The sequence below is a fragment of the Marinobacter shengliensis genome (assembly GCF_030297115.1).
In the GTDB taxonomy this organism is placed as follows: Bacteria; Pseudomonadota; Gammaproteobacteria; order Pseudomonadales; family Oleiphilaceae; genus Marinobacter; species Marinobacter shengliensis.
The window spans coordinates 1,911,024-1,929,702 of the sequence record NZ_AP028062.1 but is presented as its reverse complement, the minus strand read 5'-3'; the positions used below and the strand labels follow the sequence as shown (position 1 = coordinate 1,929,702).

Genomic DNA, 18,679 nt, shown 5'->3' with positions numbered 1-18,679 from the left:
GATCTTCCGGAGTGTCGCTCACTATCCCTTATCCCCTGCCTCGACTTACTCCCACTCAATCGTCGCGGGTGGCTTGGAAGAGATGTCGTAGGTCACACGGGAAACGCCAGAAATCTCGTTAATGATCCGGTTGGAAACCGTTTCCAGCAGATCATACGGCAGGCGCGCCCAGCGTGCGGTCATGAAGTCCACGGTCTCCACAGCCCGGATGGCAATCACGTATTCGTAACGGCGGGCATCGCCTACCACACCGACGGATTTCACCGGCAGGAACACCGCGAACGCCTGACTGGTCTTGTGGTACAGATCCGCACGGTGCAACTCTTCCAGGAAGATGGCATCGGCGCGGCGCAGGATCTCTGCGTATTCCTTTTTCACTTCGCCAAGAATACGGACACCCAGACCCGGCCCCGGGAACGGGTGGCGGTAAACCATGTCGTACGGCAGGCCGAGCTCAAGGCCAATCTTGCGAACTTCGTCTTTGAACAGCTCCCGCAGCGGCTCAACCAGTTTCATCTTCATGGTTTCCGGCAGGCCACCCACATTATGGTGGGACTTGATGACATGGGCTTTACCGGTTTTGGAGGCGGCAGATTCGATCACATCCGGGTAGATGGTGCCCTGGGCCAGCCAGTTCACGTCTTTGATCTTGGCGGCCTCGGCATCAAATACATCAATAAAGGTGTTGCCGATGATTTTGCGCTTCTGCTCAGGATCGTTAACACCCTTGAGCTTTGACAGGAACAGGTCTTCGGAGTCGGCACGGATGACTTTAACGCCCATGTTGCTGGCGAACATGTCCATCACCTGATCGCCCTCGTGCAGGCGCAGCAGGCCGTTATCCACAAACACACAGGTGAGCTGGTCGCCGATGGCCTTGTGCAGCAAGGCGGCGGTTACCGAGGAATCCACACCGCCAGACAGCCCCAGCAGAACCTTTTCGGAGCCTACCTGCTCACGAATCTGGCGAACGGCGTCATCAACAATCTTGGCCGGTGTCCACAGGGCCTCACAGCCGCTGATATTCAGGACAAAGTGCTCGAGAATCCGCTTACCCTGGAGGGTGTGGGTCACTTCCGGATGGAACTGGACACCGTACAGGTTACGGCTGAGGTCCTGCATGGCGGCAATCGGCGCGCTCTCGGTAGAGGCTAAAAGTTCAAAGCCTTCCGGCATGACAACTACTTTGTCACCGTGGCTCATCCAGACGTCAAGCAGGGATTCACCCGCAGGTGTCAGGTGGTCGGTAATGTCCTGCAGCAGAGGGCCCTTGGCCCGGACTTTCACCTGAGCGTAGCCGAATTCGCGCTTCTCAGAGCTGGCAACACGGCCGCCCAGTTGCTCCGCCATGGTCTGCATGCCGTAGCAGATGCCCAGAATCGGAATGCCTTTGTCGAACAGCCCTTCCGGTGCACGGGGACCACCCAGTTGGGTTACCGATTCCGGACCACCCGCCAGGATGATGCCTTTGGGATTGAACTCGTTGAGTTCTTCGTCTGTTACGTCAAAGGCCTTGATTTCACAGTACACGCCGATTTCGCGCACACGGCGGGCGATCAGCTGGGTGTACTGGGAACCGAAATCAAGAATCAGGATACGGTGGTCGTGAATGTTCTGAGCCATGGAGTCCTCGGGCTTTAAAAAAACAGCGCGGCCCGGAAACCGGGCCGCGTCAAATCAGGCAGTTTTTAGCCGATTCGGTAGTTGGGAGCTTCTTTGGTGATGGTCACGTCGTGCACGTGGCTCTCACGCATCCCGGCGTTGGTAATGCGCACAAATTCCGGCTTGGTACGCATCTCATCCATGGTTGCACTGCCTGTGTAACCCATGGATGCACGCAAGCCACCCACCAACTGGTGCACGATGTTGCGCATGGGGCCTTTGCAGGCCACACGGCCTTCAATGCCTTCCGGCACCAGTTTTTCAATACCTTTGCTGGCGTCCTGGAAATAGCGGTCGCTGGAACCCTGCCCCATGGCACCAATGGATCCCATACCACGATAAGCCTTGTAACTCCGGCCCTGGAACAATTCCACTTCACCCGGAGCTTCGTCAGTACCCGCCAGCAGGCTACCGATCATGACGCTGTGAGCGCCCGCTGCGATGGCTTTTGCGATATCACCGGAGAACCGGATACCACCATCGGCAATCACGGGTACGCCGCGCTCTTTCAGCGCCGCTGCCACATTGGACACCGCCGAAATCTGCGGCACACCAATGCCGGCGACAATGCGGGTGGTACAGATGGAGCCGGGACCGATGCCCACCTTGACCGCATCCGCGCCGGCATCAGCCAGGGCAATCGCCGCACCCGAGGTGGCAATGTTACCGCCAATCACCTGAACATCAGGGTAGTTCTGCTTTACCCAGCGAACCCGGTCAATCACACCCTTGGAATGGCCATGGGCGGTATCCACGACAATCACATCCACGCCGGCTTCGGCAAGCGCTGCAATCCGGGCATCGGTATCGCCACCGGTGCTCACCGCCGCACCCACTCGCAGACGGCCCTGCTCGTCTTTGCAGGCCAGCGGGTAGTCTTTGGCTTTCTGGATATCCTTGACGGTAACCAGGCCCCGCAATTCGAATTCGTCGTTCACTACCAGAACTTTTTCAATGCGGTGACGGTGCAGCAGTTCCTTGATTTCCTCCAGGCTGGCACCCTCTTTGACCGTAACCAGCTTTTCCTTCGGAGTCATGATGTCACGCACCAGGGTATCCATCCGGCTTTCGAAGCGGATATCACGCCCGGTGACGATGCCGACCAGATCAGTGCCGTCGACAACCGGAAGGCCGGAAATGCTGTTGGCCATGGTGATATCCACCAGTTCCCGAACCGTTGTCTCCGGTGTGACGGTGATCGGATCTTTCACCACACCACTTTCATATTTCTTGACCTTGCGTACGGCAGCTGCCTGCTGCTCCACTGACATGTTCTTGTGCATGATGCCGATGCCGCCTTCCTGAGCCATGGCAATGGCCAGCTCGGCTTCAGTGACCGTATCCATGGCCGATGACACCAGCGGAATATTCAGGGTGATGCCTTTGGTCAACTGAGTCTTCAGCTCCACCTGATGAGGCAGAACTTCGGAATATCCGGGCACGAGGAGAACGTCGTCAAACGTGAGGGCTTCTTCGGCAATACGCAGCATTTGGGTCCGCCTTTTGAACATGCTAAGTTTGGAAATTCCATGCTGTACCCGCGGCGGCACAGCAAAGCAAAATCCTTAATCGATCTATTATAAAGTGGTGCCAACAGACAGTAAACCGCGAGGTTTTTGGCGTTTGGTTGCATCTTTTTGAATTTCCGTTATTTTTACCCCTCTCTTTCGGCTATTGCGTATGAATAATCACGGAGCGCGCCCTTTGATACCCCCTTATCCGGATTCCCGGCCCCGGGCCCTGTCGGTCAGTGAACTCAACCATCAGGCACGACATCTGCTGGAAACCAGCTTTATGCAGGTGTGGGTGGAGGGCGAATTGTCCGGATTTTCAAGACCTTCCTCCGGGCACTGGTATTTCTCCCTGAAGGACCAGAAGTGCCAGGTACGCTGTGCCATGTTCCGGGGTGCCAATCAACGCCTGCGCACCCTGCCCCGTGAAGGCGACCAGATTCGCATCCGCGGCAAGGTCACACTCTATGAGAACCGGGGCGACTATCAGATCATCGTTGAACACCTGGAGCCGGCAGGGCTGGGCGAATTGCAACAGGCCTTTGAGGCCCTGAAGCTGAAACTGCAATCGGAGGGCTTGTTTGACCCGGCCCGAAAAAAACCGGTTCCAGCCACACCGCGCCACATTGGCGTGGTGACCTCACCCACGGGTGCCGCCATCCATGACATATTGACCGTGCTGGCCCGCCGCTGCCCGGCCATCCCCGTCACCCTCTACCCCACAGCAGTTCAGGGCCAGGCCGCCACGGCCGACATCGTCAACGCGATCCAGCGCGCCCAGCAACACGGCGTGGCCGATGTATTGATCATCGGGCGCGGCGGCGGCTCACTGGAAGACCTGTGGTGTTTCAATGAAGAAGCAGTAGCCCGGGCTATCGCCAGCTGCAGCATTCCAACTGTCAGCGCGGTGGGCCACGAGGTTGACGTGACCATTGCCGATTTCGTGGCAGACCTTCGCGCCCCGACACCCTCGGCGGCCGCTGAGAAGGTTTCCCCGGACCAGAGCCACTGGCTGCGCCGGCTGAACGAGCAGGAACTGAGGCTGAGTCAGGCGGCGCGCCGGTTAACCCAGCGCCTGCACACCCAGCTCGGCCACCTGTCTGCGCGGCTGCGGGACCCGCGCCGGGAGTTGCAGGAAAAGGCGCAGCGCATGGATGAGCTGGACGTACGGCTGAACAAGGCGATCGCCCAGCGACTCATCCAAACCCGGGTAAAAGCCGATCACCTGACCCAGCGCCTTGCCACCCAATCCCCACGCCGGACACTGATCACCGCCCGGGACCAGGTGACCCGTCTCCACGAGCGGTTGGAGATGGCAACCCGCCACTACCTGAAGCAACAACAGGAACGTTACCAATACAACGCCCAGGCACTCCACGTTGTCAGCCCGCTCGCCACCCTGGGGCGGGGTTACGCGATTGTCAGGGATGAGCAGAACCAGATTGTTCGTGACGCCAGCCAGCTTGGCGAAGGCTCCGCCATCACCGCCCGGCTGGGCCACGGCAGCGTTTCTGCGAAGGTGACGGAGATCAATTCCAAAGGGGATTGACCAGACAAAAACGGGCAACTACGCCTATGGTCTAGTAGCCCCTGTTTCTAAAGCTCCTACAGTTGTGCATAACAGCCACAGAACAATAACAGCACAACTGAGGTGGAAAGCATGACATACCACTCCGAGTTCCGCCGGTCCATCGACCAACGGGATGACTTCTGGCGCGAGCAGGCCCAGAACATTGACTGGATCGAAACCCCGAACACCATCTGGCAGGCACTCGATAACGGTCACGGCCAGTGGTTCCCCGATGGCCTTCTGAATACCAGCGACGTGGCCCTTGACGCCAACATCCGGGCGGGCCGTGGTCAACAGACAGCCCTGATTTACGATTCGCCGGTGACTAACAGCCAGCAACACTTCACCTATGACGAATTACGGGATGAAGTAGCCCTGTTTGCCGGCGCCCTGCGTGCTCGCGGGATCGAGAAGGGTGACCGGGTCATTATCTACATGCCAATGATTCCGCAGGCAGCCATTGCCATGCTGGCCTGTGCCCGCCTGGGCGCCATCCACTCAGTAGTGTTCGGTGGGTTTGCTGCCCACGAACTTGCCGTGCGTATTGAGGATGCCAAGCCCAAGGCGCTGATCACTGCCTCCTGCGGCATTGAAGTCACCAAGGTCATTGAATACAAACCGTTGGTGGACAGGGCCATTGAGCAATCCAGCCACAAGCCTGAGCTATGTGTGGTGTACCAGCGGCCGCAAGTCACAGCCAACCTGTCGGAAGGACGGGATTACGACTGGAACGACATGACCGCCAATGCGGAGCCAGCAGACCCGGTGCCAGTGAAAGCCACCGACCCGCTTTATGTACTTTACACCTCCGGCACCACCGGCAAACCAAAAGGCGTGGTGCGGGATAACGGCGGCCATGCCGTGGCCCTCAAATACAGCATGAAACTGGTCTACGACGCCAAACCCGGCGATGTCTTCTGGGCGGCGTCAGACGTGGGCTGGGTGGTAGGCCACAGCTACATTGTCTATGCGCCTCTGTTCGCCGGCTGCACCACCATCCTGTATGAAGGCAAACCGGTGAAAACTCCGGACGCCGGTGCGTTCTGGCGGGTAGTCCAGGATCACAAGGTGAACATGCTGTTCACCGCGCCCACCGCCTTCCGCGCGGTACGCAAGGAAGACCCCGAGGCAGACCAGCTAAGCCGCTACGATGTCTCGTCGCTAAAACGCATTTTCCTGGCCGGCGAGCGGTTGGACCCGCCCACCTACGAATGGCTGAAGGAACACACGGGCCTGCCGATTCTCGACCACTGGTGGCAGACCGAAACCGGCTGGGCCATCTGCTGCAACCCGGTAGGCATTGAAATGATGACCACCAAACCGGGCTCGGCGACGGTACCGTCACCCGGCTTCAATGTGCAGGTCGTCGATATGGAAGGCAGCCAGGTACCGGCCGGCGAACAAGGCCAGATAGCCGTCAAACTGCCCCTGCCACCGGGGTGCCTGATGACCGTATGGGGCGACGACAAACGCTTCCAGAGCAGCTACCTGAATCCGATTCCCGGCTTTTACAGCTCCGGCGACGGCGGCTTTATTGATGACGACGGCTACGTGTTCATCATGGGCAGGACCGATGACGTGATCAATGTCGCCGGACATCGCCTGTCCACCGGCGAAATGGAAGAGGTGGTGGCTTCTCACCCAGCAGTCGCGGAATGCTGTGTTGTAGGCGCCCACGACGACATGAAGGGCCAGATCCCGGTCGGCCTGGTGCTGATCAAGGACGGCGCAACCATAGACCAGGATGAACTGGAAGAAGAACTGGTAGAAATGGTCCGCGACAAGATTGGCGCCATAGCCTGCTTCCGTCGGGCCATGGTGGTAGAGCGTTTACCGAAGACCCGGTCTGGCAAGATTCTGCGCCGCGTGATCCGCCAGATTGCGGACGGCGAAGAGTACAGCGTACCCAGCACCATTGATGATCCTGCCATTCTGGAAGAGATCAGCGAGAAATTCGTGCGCTGACCTATCCCACCCGTGTACACGGACCACAACACAACTCTGCCTCAAAGACCGGCAGAGTTGTGTTTCATCCTTATGACAACCCATTGTTTTTTATCAACTAAAATCCCGACACTGATCACTAAAAAAACAATTGACGCTCCCCAAAGTCGGTCTATACTGAAAATTGCTGTGCTCTTCTGCAGCGGTATTTGACGAATGCGCTACAACGTCCTGCCCAGGCTTCGCGTTGCCCCTTCCTCAGTACGCTCCGGACGACTCAGCATCGACGGCTTCCGCTCAGGCGGAAACCGCGTTTGTATGGATCCAGAGTCTGTGCGAAACAAGAAGGTCCCGTGAGGGCAAATTTTCAGAAAGACAGGAAAGATCGATGTCCGATACCAAAACTGGCCACGTGAAGTGGTTCAACGAATCCAAGGGCTTTGGCTTTATTGCCCAGGAAGGCGGCAGTGACGTTTTCGTTCACTACAGTGCAATCAACTCCAACGGTTTCCGTACCCTGACAGAAGGTCAGCAGGTGCAGTTTACCGTTACTCAGGGACCCAAAGGCCCCCAGGCGGAAAACGTAACCCCTCTGTAAGGGCAAAGGTTTACCGCCGGATGCCCCTCACGGGCAGACGGAAAACAGAACGGCCGGCAACTTTGCCGGCCGTTCTGCGTTCTGGCGTAGACAGAACCGGCTATCAGACCGCTTCCGCCGCTTCCGGCGTCTTTGCTGCCGGCATATCCGTACCCACCGCCTGAGCCACTGCTGAAAACAGCGCCTGCAGGGTTGCCGAGGTGGTATCTTCCGCCAGGGCCGCTGCGCTGCAATGCTGACCATTGGCGGTCAGGCGAATACAGGCCAAGGCATTGGCGTTGGTGCCCTCGCCCAGGGCAAACTCATCGTATGCCTCTACCGCCACCGTGACGCCAAATCGTTTGGCCAGGCCGTCAGACACCGCTTCAACCGCACCCAGGCCGCGGCCTTCAAAGGTCACGGGAGAAGTGTCGCTACCGACCACCACTTCTGCACGAACACCCTCTTCGTCCCGATGCAAATCGTAGGAACGCAGTGACCAGTCTTCATGAACCTTCAGGTAGCGGTCTTCGAACAGGCGGTGGATGGTGTGGGAGTCAATTTCGCCACCGTTGGTCTCGGCTTCTTTCTGGACCACCTTACTGAATTCGATCTGCAACCAACGCGGCAGGGTAATGTCGTAGTCCCGCTCCAGTACATAAGCAACGCCACCCTTGCCGGACTGGCTATTGATGCGCACCACCTCCTCATAGCGACGACCCACATCGAACGGATCGATAGGCAGGTAGGCCACGTTCCAGGCGTCGCCCTCGTTGCGGCGGGCCAGGCACTTACGGATGGCGTCCTGGTGGCTGCCAGAGAAGGCGGTGAACACCAGCTCGCCCGCATACGGATGACGCGGGTGGGTGGAAATCTCGGTACAGGCTTCCACCACCTCGGTAATTTCTGCCATGCCGGACAAGTCCAGGGTCGGATCAATGCCCTGTGAATACAGGTTCATGGCCATGGTTACCAGATCCATGTTGCCAGTGCGCTCCCCGTTACCCATCAGGGTCCCTTCAATTCGGTCAGCGCCAGCCATCACGCCCAGTTCGGCCGCTGCAACCGCACACCCCCGGTCGTTATGGGTATGCAGACTGATGCTGATGTGCTCGCGGTAGCGGATGTTCTCGCAAATCCACTCCACCTGGTCGGCAAACACGTTGGGGGTCGACATCTCTACGGTTGCCGGCAGATTGATAATCACCGGCTGCCCCTGATCCGGACGCCACACGTCGGTAACCGCATCAATCACTTCCGCAGCGAAGTCCAGCTCGGTGCCGGTGAAGCTCTCCGGGGAATACTGGAAAGTCCAGTCGGTGTCCGGGTAACGGGCTGCGATCTCTTTCACCAGGGTGGCGCCGTTGACAGCAATCTCTCGGATGCCGGCCCGATCGAGACCAAATACCTGCTCCCGCTGCACGGTAGACGTGGAGTTGTACACGTGCACGATAGCCTGTTTTGCGCCCTGCAAAGCCTCGTAAGTGCGTTCAATCAGTTCCGGGCGGGCCTGGGTCAGCACCTGAATCTTCACATCGTCCGGAATCCGGTTTTCTTCGATCAGCTTGCGGCAGAAATCAAAATCCGGCTGGCTGGCGGCCGGAAAACCAATCTCGATTTCCTTGAAGCCAAGCTTGACCAGCAAATCGAACAGGCGCTGTTTCTGGGCAACGGACATGGGCTTGATCAGCGACTGGTTGCCATCCCGCAGGTCGACAGCACACCAGGTGGGTGCTTTCTCGATGACCTGGTCCGGCCAGCGGCGGTCTTTCTTGGCAACCGGTTTGAAGGCGACGTATTTACGATGATCAAAGGCCATAACGGAACATTCCTTTCGCTGTTCGTATCAATGGAGAGAGTGTAACGCCCAAACCGCGCTATTTGGTTGCTATTTCAGCCCAAAACCGTTATTCATAAGCCACATATTGCCAACAAGTCAGGATTTACAGCATATGATTGCGAGCAATGACAAGGCACTGGTCAGAATTGACAAAACTGACCGGAAAATCCTGGAACAATTGCAGAAGGACGGCTCACTAACCAACCAGCAACTGGCGGAGAAAGTCGGGCTTTCACCCTCCCCCTGTCTGCGCCGGGTGCGGGCGCTTGAAGACGCGGGCATCATAGTGCGCACGGTGACGATTCTGGACCACAAAAAACTGGGGTTGTCGCTGACCGCCATCATCCTGATTGGCATGGACCGACATACACCGGAACGCTTTGCCGCTTTCGAGGAACAGGTGGCGGTCTTTCCCGAGGTTCAGGAGTGCTACCTGATCACCGGCCAGAGTGCCGACTACATGCTGAAAGTGGTGGTGCCAGACATGGACCACTATCACCAGTTTCTGCTTAATCGCATTACCCGGATTCAGGGTGTCAGTGGGGTGCACTCCAGCTTTGTACTGCGGAGGGTAATCGACAGTACCGCCCTGCCCCTGGGCTATCTTTCCTGACGGGCCAGCTCTGCCAGGTAAGCCCTGGCCATACACTTCAATTCCACCACTAACTGCTGCCCCTGGTCGTCCGGCAGGGTGGCTGCGAGCCTGAGGATGGTTCCGGCAGATCGGGGCAACAACAGGCTGGCGGTCCAGCTGCGTTCCTTCGGCAACGCCGGATACTCCTGCTGGAGCCGGGCATCCAGGTCACGGGCGTTGCTGTAGAGTTCCCGCAGATCCAGTTCCCGCAGCTCTGGCATGGACTCAACGCCGCTCCAGATTGCCGAGTACGCAGGTTCGGTGCGGTAGAAGTCATAGAACTGATCAATCAGCACATCCACCGCGTCGTGCAGGCTCAGCTCGGGCAGTTTCTCCCGCAGCGCGGTTTCCATTTTCTCGACATGCCCTTCGGCAATGGCATGAACGATGGCCGCCTTGTTTGGAAAATAGCGGTAAAGGGACGCTAACGACATGCCAGATTGCCGGGCAATGGCGGACATACTGGTGCCATCTACCCCGTTCTCATGAAAAATGGCCGCGGCATGGCTGAGGATATTGCCCACCCGCTCCCGACTGCGCGCCTGAACCGGTCGCCGGCGAGGTGTTACGTCGATAGATTCGTCAGTCATCATCTGTACCTTGTGAAGCAGGCTCCGTACAATAACGTCCACTTTACGACAAAGAAAGGCAGAAGCAGGCCAGAAGCCCTGCCAATTAGTCTTAACCCCCACTTTTCAATAAAGCGGAAGACACGATGCGAGCAAGCCGTTACCTGATTGCCACCCAGAAAGAGACACCCTCAGATGCAGAGATTATCAGCCATCAGCTGATGCTGCGCGCCGGAATGATCCGGAAGCTGGCCGCAGGCCTCTACACCTGGCTCCCCATGGGCCTGCGCACCCTGCGCAAGGTGGAACGAATTGTTCGCGAAGAGATGGACAAGAGTGGAGCCCAGGAAGTTCTGATGCCGGCCGTACAGCCAGCCGAACTCTGGCAGGAATCCGGGCGCTGGGAGCAGTACGGCGGCGAACTGCTGCGCATGAATGACCGCCACGGCCGTGACTTCTGCTTTGGCCCGACCCACGAAGAAGTCATCACCGACCTGATCCGCAACGAGCTGAAAAGCTACAAGGAACTGCCGGCTAACTTTTATCAGATCCAGACCAAGTTCCGTGATGAGCGCCGCCCCCGCTTCGGCGTTATGCGTGCCCGCGAGTTCATTATGAAGGACGCCTACTCCTTCCACCTGAACGCAGCTTCGCTGGATGACACCTACCAGGTCATGCACCAGACCTACTGCAACATCTTTGATCGCCTCGGGCTGGATTACCGGCCGGTGCAGGCGGATTCCGGTGCCATTGGTGGCAGTGCCTCCCACGAGTTCCATGTGCTGGCATCCTCCGGCGAAGACGCCATCGTGTTCAGTACTGAAAGCGATTACGCCGCCAACATCGAAAAAGCCGAAGCCATCGCCCCTGCGGGCGAGCGCCCGGCGCCCGGCGAGGCCATGACCGAAGTGCACACGCCAGGCCAGAAAACCATCGAAGCCGTTTCCCAGTTCCTCGGCCTGCCGGCAGAGCGCAGCGTGAAGACCCTGCTGGTCAAAGGTGAAGCCGACGAGAACGGCGAGTCCGGCCTGGTTGCACTGATTCTCCGGGGCGATCACACCCTGAATGACATCAAGGCAGAAAACCTGAACGGTATTGCCGAGCCGCTGACCATGGCCACCGATGAAGAAATCGAAAAGGCCATTGGCTGCAAACCCGGCTCTATCGGCCCGGTCAATCTGGCTGTGCCTGTGATCGTCGACCGCAGCGCTGCCCACCTTGCAGACTTCGTGTGTGGTGCCAACAAGGACGACTACCACCTGACCGGTGTTAACTGGGAGCGCGACGTACCCCTGGGCCGGGTAGAAGACCTGCGCAACGTGGAGGAAGGTGATCCCAGCCCGGATGGCAAGGGTACCCTGGAGATCCGCCGTGGTATCGAGGTCGGCCACATCTTCAAACTGGGTAACAAGTACAGCTCCGCCATGAACGCCACCGTTCTGGATGAAAACGGCAAGACGGTGATCATGGAAATGGGCTGCTACGGCATCGGCGTTTCCCGCATTGTGGCCGCGTCTATCGAACAGAACCATGACGACAAGGGCATCATCTGGCCAGACGCCATCGCTCCGTTCCAGGTGGCCATTGTTACTCTCAATGCCCACAAGAATGCGGTAGTGGCCGAAGCTGGCGAGAAACTTTACAGCCAGTTGCGCCAGGCGGGTTACGACGTACTGCTGGATGACCGTAACGAACGCCCGGGCGTGAAGTTCGCCGATATGGAATTGATGGGCATTCCTCACCGGTTCGTGATTTCAGAGCGCGGGCTGACCGCCGGCACCCTGGAATACAAGGGCCGCCGCGATGAAGAGAAACAGGACATCCCGGTGGAAGAAACGCTGGCGTTCCTGGTGAAAGCCTCCCCGAAGGGCGGCCTCTGAGGCCGCTCGATCATCGCTTGGGCTGCCTGCAAGGGCAGCCGGGCGGTTTTCTGACCAGCCACTCTAACGGGCGCCAACGACCCCCGGTTCCATTTCAAGCTCAACCCCGAAGGTTTCCTGCACAGACCGGCGCACCTCGTCCGCCAGCGCCAGCACCTCGGCACCAGAGCCCCCCGAGTGGTTGATCAGGACCAGGGCCTGGCGGTTATGAACACCCACCCGGGTATTGCGAAAGCCTTTCCAGCCAGCCTGGTCAATCAACCAGGCCGCAGCCAGTTTGACACCCTGCTCTACCGGATAGAACACCACGTCGGGAAAGCGCTCCTGCAACCTTTCGAACGCCACCTGATTGATCACCTGATTCTTGAAGAAGCTGCCGGCGTTAGGCAAGACGGCGGGATCCGGCAGCTTGCGGTGCCGCACCGCCATCACCGCTTCCGCAACCTCCAGAGGCGTAAGGGCGTTGATATCGGTATCCCCGAGATAATCCTGAAGATCCCGGTAATCCAGCTTTAATGGCAAGGATCGGGAAAGCTTTAGTCTAAGTTCAAGGATGATGTAGCGGCCAGGCTGCCGTTTGAACAGGCTGTCACGGTATCCAAACTGGCAATCGCCGGCGGCCAGGGTAACCACACCCCGGGTAACACGATCCAAAGCTGTCACACTTACCAGGGTATCGCCAAGTTCAACACCGTAGGCACCAATGTTCTGCACCGGCGCAGCGCCGGCAGTGCCGGGAATCAGCGCCAGGTTTTCTATGCCCCGGTAACCCGAACGGGCAGCGTATAAAACCGCCTCATGCCAGTTCTCACCAGCGCCCAGAACCAGTACGGCGTCGTCACCGTTTACTTTTTCCCAATGCCGGCCCCGAATCTGTATGTGCAGGACGGCACCGTCAAAATCACCGGCAAACACAAGGTTACTGCCACCGCCGAGAATCAGGGTGTCCAGCTCTCGGGCCTCAGCCCAGGCCAGTGCCGCGGTCAGGTCATCCACGCCGGCAATCCGGATCAAATAACGAGCCCGTGCCGCAATCGCGAGCGTGTTCAGCTCACGCAGATCAGCATGCTCGGTGACCCTCAGCGCGCCATTCAAGCCAATCGCCCCCGGATATCCTCCAGTAAGCCTTGACTGGCTTCGTGAATCAGGTCAAGCACTCGCTCAAAACCGTCCTCACCGCCGTAGTATGGATCCGGCACCTCGGCCTGGCCGGACTCACCAAACTCAAGAAAAAGGCGAGGTTCGGTGCCGCCATTCTGGTGCCAGATATCCCTGACATCGGCCAGGTTCTGCCTATCCATCACCAACACGTAATCAAACCGGTCCAGGTCTTCAGCCTTGATCTGCCTGGCCCTCAGGTCACTGATATCAACACCGCGACGGTCTGCCGCCGCCATGGCCCGGGCATCCGGTGATTTACCAATATGCCAGTTACCGGTGCCACAGGAGTCAATTTGCAGGTGTTCTGTCATTCCCTGCTCAGTGACCAGTTGCCGGAACACCCCTTCCGCCGTTGGCGAACGACAGATGTTACCCAGACAAACAAACAACACACTGACCTGGTCAGGCATAACCTCCTCCTGCTTCTATCAAAGCCCGCACCCGGGCCAGATCCTCTTCGGTATCGACGCCCGGTGCGGGCGGTCGATCAGCAATATCCACGTGGATGTGAGCACCGTTATACAAGGCCCGGAGCTGTTCCAGCGCTTCCACCTGTTCTGTCGGTGCCGGCGGCCAGCTGACAAACTGGCTGAGCACACTGGCACGGTAGCCATAAATGCCAATGTGCCGGAAGTAACCAATGCCTTCGGGTAAGTCTACGTCCGCCACCGACGCGTTGGCGGGCCAGAAGTCCCGCGCCCAGGGGATGGGTGCTCGACTGAAGTAGTGCGCCATGCCCCGGCTATCGAACACCACCTTCACCACATTCGGGTTGAATACCTGCCGGGCGTCGTGGATACGCTCGCACAGGGTGGCAATGCTGGCTTCAGGGTAGTAGTCGAGATTATCGGCCACCTGGTTGATCAGCGCCGGCGGTATCAGCGGCTCGTCACCCTGGACGTTAACCACCCGGTGGTCCGGGTCCAGCCCCAGTTTTCGGGCAACCTCCTCAAGCCGATCCGTTCCACTGGCGTGGTGTGGTGACGTCATGACTACCTCGGCACCGAATGCCTGGCACGCTGCCTCAATACGCTGGTCGTCGGTGGCAACCACGACCCTGCTCGCCCGACTTTCCTGGGCGCGTTCACATACGTGCTGGATCATCGGTTTGCCGGCAATCATGGCCAGAGGTTTACCGGGTAACCGGCTGGATGCGTAGCGGGCGGGGATGACAACGGTAAATGACATGCTGATGCGTCCTGCTGGCGGGTGTGTCAGTGCTTATCAAGCCGTTCGTCGGTACTCAGGGTACGGGCCTCTACGGCTAACATGACAGGGATACCCTCACGAATCGGAAATGCCATGGCGTCCTGGTAACAGATCAGTTCGGTACGGGCATCGTTGAGCTTGAGTTCACCCTTGCACACCGGGCAGGCAAGCATGGCCAACAGTTTCTTATCCATGGTTGGTTCTCTCAGTATTTTGTTGATGCAACTGCCCAGAGCATGCCCTGAGCCGTTCCAGAAAGCGATGTTCAAAAGGTTCCGACAGACAGGCATCCACCGTCAATACCCAGGCGTTGTCGGGGGCAAAACCCTGGCATTTGACCGCATCTTTCGCGGTCATGACCAGCCACTCGCCAGCGCTGGAACCAAGGTCTTCCGGGCGGAAGCGGTGATGATCGGGAAAAGCCGCTTCGGTGACCTGTGCTCCCAGGTTCCTCAGTGTGTCAAAGAAACGTCCCGGGTTGCCTATTCCGGCAACCGCACGCACTGACCGGCCCCCGAGTGCTGAGGGCGCCAAAGTCTCCCCGGAGTTCAGGTTCACCAACGACGCCGGCTGCAGTGACATGGCATGGATCTCGGGGTGCGCAACGCCGGCAAACTCGTCGATCTGCTGACCCGACGGCGGGAACACTTCACCATTGAGAATCACAAAATCCACACTCGAGAGCCGTGTTACCGGTTCGCGCAGGGGGCCCACCGGAATCAGGGCACCGTTACCAATGCCCCGGCCGGCATCGAAAACCGCCAGTTCAATATCCCTGGGCAAGCGGTAATGCTGCAAGCCATCATCACAGATCAGGACGTCGCCGAGTGCCTGCTCCAGGGCCCAGTGCCCACCGCGACAACGGTCGGGATCGACCACCACCGGGCACCCCGTGGCCAGCGCCAGCATCAGCGGCTCATCACCGCAGACCGATGCCGGCGTGGTGTCTTTTACCAACAGAGGATAATGATCGCTTTTGCCGCCGTAGCCCCGGCTCAGGATAACCGGATGCCAGCCGTCCTGCTTCATGCGTTGCACCAGCCGGGCAGTCAGGGGGGATTTGCCGGTACCACCTGCGGTGATATTGCCAACCACTACGACCGGCACGGGTAAGCTTTCATTGCGGGCCTGCCAGGCTTTCCGGCGTTTCGATTCAGACACCACACGGTACAGCCAGGCCAATGGACCGAGGATGGCCAGGGGCTTGCCCTGGCCATACCATAAGCGGTCAATGCGGCTGCTGCTCATGCATGCTCGCTGAACTGGATCTGATGCAACTGGGCATAGGCGCCATCTGCCGCCAGCAATTCCTCATGCGTGCCGGATTCGACAATATGGCCTTTGTCCATCACCAGTATCCGGTCCGCCTTTTCGATGGTGGACAGGCGGTGGGCAATGACCAGCGTCGTCCGGCCTTGCATCACCGTCTCAAGGGCTTCCTGAATATGCCGCTCCGACTCTGTATCCAGTGCCGAGGTGGCCTCATCAAGGATCAGGATCGGGGCGTTCTTCAGCAGTGCCCGGGCAATAGCCAGGCGCTGGCGCTGGCCGCCAGACAACATCACACCGTTATCCCCGATCATGGTATCCAGACCTTCCGGCATCCGGTCGATAAACTCCAGGGCATGAGCCTTGGCGGCGGCTTCCCGGATTTCTTCACGACTGCAGTTGCGCAAGGCACCGTAGGCGATGTTGGCGGCAATGGTGTCGTTGAACAGCACCACGTTCTGGTTCACCAGAGCAATCTGGGAACGCAAACCCTTGAGCGAGAACTCCTTGAGAGACCTGCCATCGATTCGGATGTCACCCTCGGTGTACTCATAGAATCGGGGTAGCAGGCTGACCATAGACGATTTACCACTGCCCGAACGGCCGACCAGTGCCACACTCTGCCCGGCCGGCACGCTCACTGAAATGCCGTCCAGGACATTATCCAGTTGATCACGATAGCGGAAGCACACCTTATCGAACTCAATATGGCCTTCCACACGCTCTGGGGTGTATTCGCCGCGATCTTCCTCTGGCTGCTCGTCCATGGTTTCAAACACGTCATAGGCCGCAGCCACGCCCTTCTGAATCTTGGCGTGCACCGAGGTTACCTGGCGAATGGGCTTGGCCATGGTCGTCGCCGCGGTAATGAAGGCGATTAACTGGCCGGTACTCATCTCACCACGGATTTCCGGAGACAACATGGTCCAGACCAGCGCGGCAATGGCGATAGCTACCAACACCTGGATGACCGGCACGCTGATGGCCTGAGTAGAGGCCATTTTCAGGCTTTGTTTGAGGTTCTGGTCGCTGACTTCCCGGAAGCGTTCACGTTCGTAGTCTTCCCCCCCAAAGGTTCGCACCACCCTGTAACCGGATATGGATTCTGAAGCCACATGGGTGATATCACCCATCGACCCCTGAATACGCTTACTGATTCGGCGAAAGCGCTTGCTGGCGTAATTCACCACCAACCCGATCACCGGCCCCACGGTCAGGAACACCAGGGTCAGCTTCCAGTTGGTATACAGCATAAAGCCAAGCAAGCCGACGATGGTCAGGCCTTCGCGGAGGGTGATGGTGATGGCGTTGGTTGAGGCCTCGGCCACCTGCTCCACATTGAAGGTAAGCTTGGACACCAACCTGCCAGAAGCATTGTCATCATAATACCGCGACGGCAGTGTCATCAGGCGATCGAACACATCATTACGGAGGGCATTGATTACCTGCCGCCCGACGTAACTGATGAAGTATTGACTGAAAAAGGTGCCCACCCCCCGCAAGGCGAAAATGCCGACAATCAGGCCCGTCAAGAACAACCGGTTCTGATCCGTCGGATTCTCAATGGCGGTAATCACATACTCCATGGCAGCCGCCATGCCTGTGGAGGCCGCAGCATAGATAATGTTCCCCAGCACCGCCAGGGAGAACGCGAACCAGAAGGGTTTCACATAGGCGAGCAATCGTTTGTAGGTTGCCCAGCTTCCGGTTGGCGGTACCTTCAGCGGTTCCGGCCTTGCATCGATCACGGATTCTCAGCCTCCCGCTCTGTGGTTATGCTCAGTTTCGCAAACCCCAGGCGGCCGGCCACATCCATGGCGCGCACAACGTATTCATGGGGAGTTCTGGCATCGGCCGTAATGATAAACGGCAAGCTGTTGTCTCCCTCAGCTAATTCCCTGACACCCCGCTCAAGGGTTTCACGCCGATTATTGACCAGGGTCCTCTCGTTCAGGATGTACTGGCCCTCAGCATTGATCACCACATCGATCTGCCTTACCTCAGAGGGCGAAACCGGTTCGCCGCTCGCCTCGGGCAAATCCACCTGCAGGTGGCTTTCCCGGGTAAAGGTGGTGGACACCATAAAGAAAATCAGCAACAGGAACACCACATCGATCAGTGGCGTCAGGTCAACCCCGACCTCCTGGCTTCTCTGGCGCTTGAACTTCACGGTGTTCAGGCTCCTTCCACGTCGATTTCACGGTCGCCATGAACCACTTCCACCAGCTTGATGGCTTCCTGCTCCATGTTAACGACCAGTTCATCAACGCGACGAATGAAGTAGCGGTGACAAATCAGGGCGGGAATAGCCACGCTCAGGCCCGCGGCCGTAGTGATCAGCGCTTCCGAAATACCGCCAGCGAGATTACCGGCGTTACCCACGCCCGCCAGCTGAATTTCCGCAAATACTTTGATCATACCGATGACCGTACCCAGCAAGCCCAGCAGCGGTGTAATAGTGGCAATGGTGCCGAGGGGGTTCAGGAAGCGTTCCAGATCATGGATGACCTGGCTGGCTTCATGCTCAATGCTCTCTTTCATGATCTCCCGGCCGTGCTTGGCGTTGATCAGCCCGCCAGCGAGTATACGGCCAAGCGGTGAGGAGCCCTGAAGCGCCTTGAGCTTGCGCCCATTCAGTTCTTTTTTCTTGATCCAGCGCCAGAGTTCGTTAATCGATTGTGGGGGCGCTACCCTGGAGGCTCGCAGAGTCCAGAATCGCTCCAGAACAATGGCAAGCGCCAGGATGGAACAGGCAACAATGGGCACCATCAGGATGCCACCGGCTTTCAACAGCTCGAACACGCTTGATCTCCCTGATTAATTACAAGCCGCGCTACTTTAGCATAGCTGCCC

General features: G+C 58.3%; 17 protein-coding genes. 5 read left to right on the top strand and 12 right to left on the bottom strand.

The window, feature by feature from the left end:
• Positions 1-45: 45 nt before the first annotated feature.
• The gene (gene guaA, locus QUE75_RS08865; RefSeq protein WP_106695586.1) at positions 46-1,623 is read right to left on the bottom strand and encodes a glutamine-hydrolyzing GMP synthase; all 1,578 of its coding nucleotides are present in this window, start codon (positions 1,621-1,623) and stop codon (positions 46-48) included.
• A 65-nt stretch (positions 1,624-1,688) separates the two neighbouring features.
• Positions 1,689-3,152 carry an IMP dehydrogenase gene (guaB, locus tag QUE75_RS08860; protein ID WP_061331017.1) on the bottom strand — a complete coding sequence of 488 codons (1,464 nt, stop codon included), beginning with the start codon at positions 3,150-3,152 and terminating at the stop codon, positions 1,689-1,691.
• 190 nt (positions 3,153-3,342) lie between these two features.
• On the opposite strand from guaB, the gene xseA reads away from it, so the two are divergent.
• From xseA to QUE75_RS08845, 3 genes are all read left to right on the top strand, one after another.
• The gene (gene xseA / locus QUE75_RS08855; RefSeq protein WP_286255236.1) at positions 3,343-4,722 is read left to right on the top strand and encodes an exodeoxyribonuclease VII large subunit; all 1,380 of its coding nucleotides are present in this window, start codon (positions 3,343-3,345) and stop codon (positions 4,720-4,722) included.
• A 111-nt stretch (positions 4,723-4,833) separates the two neighbouring features.
• Positions 4,834-6,708 (top strand): propionyl-CoA synthetase, encoded by a 1,875-nt coding sequence (locus QUE75_RS08850; RefSeq protein ID WP_072677492.1) that lies wholly within the window; start codon positions 4,834-4,836, stop codon positions 6,706-6,708.
• Positions 6,709-7,075: 367 nt separating this feature from the next.
• Entirely contained in the window at positions 7,076-7,285 is a 210-nt protein-coding gene (locus tag QUE75_RS08845; protein WP_058089577.1) for a cold-shock protein, read from the top strand.
• A gap of 103 nt (positions 7,286-7,388) precedes the next feature.
• Here the strand turns inward: QUE75_RS08845 and leuA are convergent, their stop codons facing one another.
• Positions 7,389-9,083 carry a 2-isopropylmalate synthase gene (gene leuA / locus QUE75_RS08840; RefSeq protein WP_106695583.1) on the bottom strand — a complete coding sequence of 565 codons (1,695 nt, stop codon included), beginning with the start codon at positions 9,081-9,083 and terminating at the stop codon, positions 7,389-7,391.
• 133 nt (positions 9,084-9,216) lie between these two features.
• On the opposite strand from leuA, the gene QUE75_RS08835 reads away from it, so the two are divergent.
• Complete coding sequence (locus tag QUE75_RS08835; RefSeq protein ID WP_106695582.1) at positions 9,217-9,717, top strand: Lrp/AsnC family transcriptional regulator; 501 nt, start codon at positions 9,217-9,219, stop codon at positions 9,715-9,717.
• On the opposite strand, the gene QUE75_RS08830 is transcribed toward QUE75_RS08835, so the two are convergent.
• A complete protein-coding gene (locus QUE75_RS08830; RefSeq protein ID WP_061331012.1) occupies positions 9,705-10,328 on the bottom strand; it encodes a TetR/AcrR family transcriptional regulator in 624 nt (207 codons plus the stop codon). The genes QUE75_RS08835 and QUE75_RS08830 overlap by 13 nt on opposite strands.
• 125 nt (positions 10,329-10,453) lie before the next feature.
• On the opposite strand from QUE75_RS08830, the gene QUE75_RS08825 reads away from it, so the two are divergent.
• Positions 10,454-12,187 carry a proline--tRNA ligase gene (locus tag QUE75_RS08825; RefSeq protein ID WP_286255231.1) on the top strand — a complete coding sequence of 578 codons (1,734 nt, stop codon included), beginning with the start codon at positions 10,454-10,456 and terminating at the stop codon, positions 12,185-12,187.
• Positions 12,188-12,250: 63 nt separating this feature from the next.
• On the opposite strand, the gene murB is transcribed toward QUE75_RS08825, so the two are convergent.
• The 8 genes from murB to QUE75_RS08785 are packed head-to-tail and all read right to left on the bottom strand — an operon-like array spanning position 12,251 to position 18,628.
• A complete protein-coding gene (murB, locus tag QUE75_RS08820; protein WP_286255229.1) occupies positions 12,251-13,282 on the bottom strand; it encodes a UDP-N-acetylmuramate dehydrogenase in 1,032 nt (343 codons plus the stop codon).
• The gene (locus QUE75_RS08815) at positions 13,279-13,758 is read right to left on the bottom strand and encodes a low molecular weight protein-tyrosine-phosphatase (RefSeq protein WP_138436405.1); all 480 of its coding nucleotides are present in this window, start codon (positions 13,756-13,758) and stop codon (positions 13,279-13,281) included. The genes murB and QUE75_RS08815 overlap by 4 nt, the downstream gene beginning before the upstream one ends.
• Positions 13,751-14,536: a 3-deoxy-manno-octulosonate cytidylyltransferase gene (kdsB, locus tag QUE75_RS08810; RefSeq protein ID WP_106695577.1), complete on the bottom strand. Its 786-nt coding sequence runs from the start codon at positions 14,534-14,536 to the stop codon at positions 13,751-13,753. The genes QUE75_RS08815 and kdsB overlap by 8 nt, the downstream gene beginning before the upstream one ends.
• Before the next feature lie 26 nt (positions 14,537-14,562).
• The gene (locus QUE75_RS08805; RefSeq protein WP_011785222.1) at positions 14,563-14,751 is read right to left on the bottom strand and encodes a Trm112 family protein; all 189 of its coding nucleotides are present in this window, start codon (positions 14,749-14,751) and stop codon (positions 14,563-14,565) included.
• On the bottom strand, positions 14,744-15,805 hold the full coding sequence (gene lpxK, locus QUE75_RS08800; RefSeq protein ID WP_286255220.1) for a tetraacyldisaccharide 4'-kinase: 1,062 nt from the start codon (positions 15,803-15,805) through the stop codon (positions 14,744-14,746). Before lpxK ends, QUE75_RS08805 begins: the two co-directional genes overlap by 8 nt.
• On the bottom strand, positions 15,802-17,574 hold the full coding sequence (gene msbA / locus QUE75_RS08795) for a lipid A export permease/ATP-binding protein MsbA (protein WP_106695575.1): 1,773 nt from the start codon (positions 17,572-17,574) through the stop codon (positions 15,802-15,804). The genes lpxK and msbA overlap by 4 nt, the downstream gene beginning before the upstream one ends.
• Positions 17,571-17,996 (bottom strand): ExbD/TolR family protein, encoded by a 426-nt coding sequence (locus QUE75_RS08790; protein WP_058089567.1) that lies wholly within the window; start codon positions 17,994-17,996, stop codon positions 17,571-17,573. The genes msbA and QUE75_RS08790 overlap by 4 nt, the downstream gene beginning before the upstream one ends.
• Before the next feature lie 5 nt (positions 17,997-18,001).
• Positions 18,002-18,628: a MotA/TolQ/ExbB proton channel family protein gene (locus QUE75_RS08785; protein ID WP_058089566.1), complete on the bottom strand. Its 627-nt coding sequence runs from the start codon at positions 18,626-18,628 to the stop codon at positions 18,002-18,004.
• Positions 18,629-18,679: the final 51 nt, after the last annotated feature.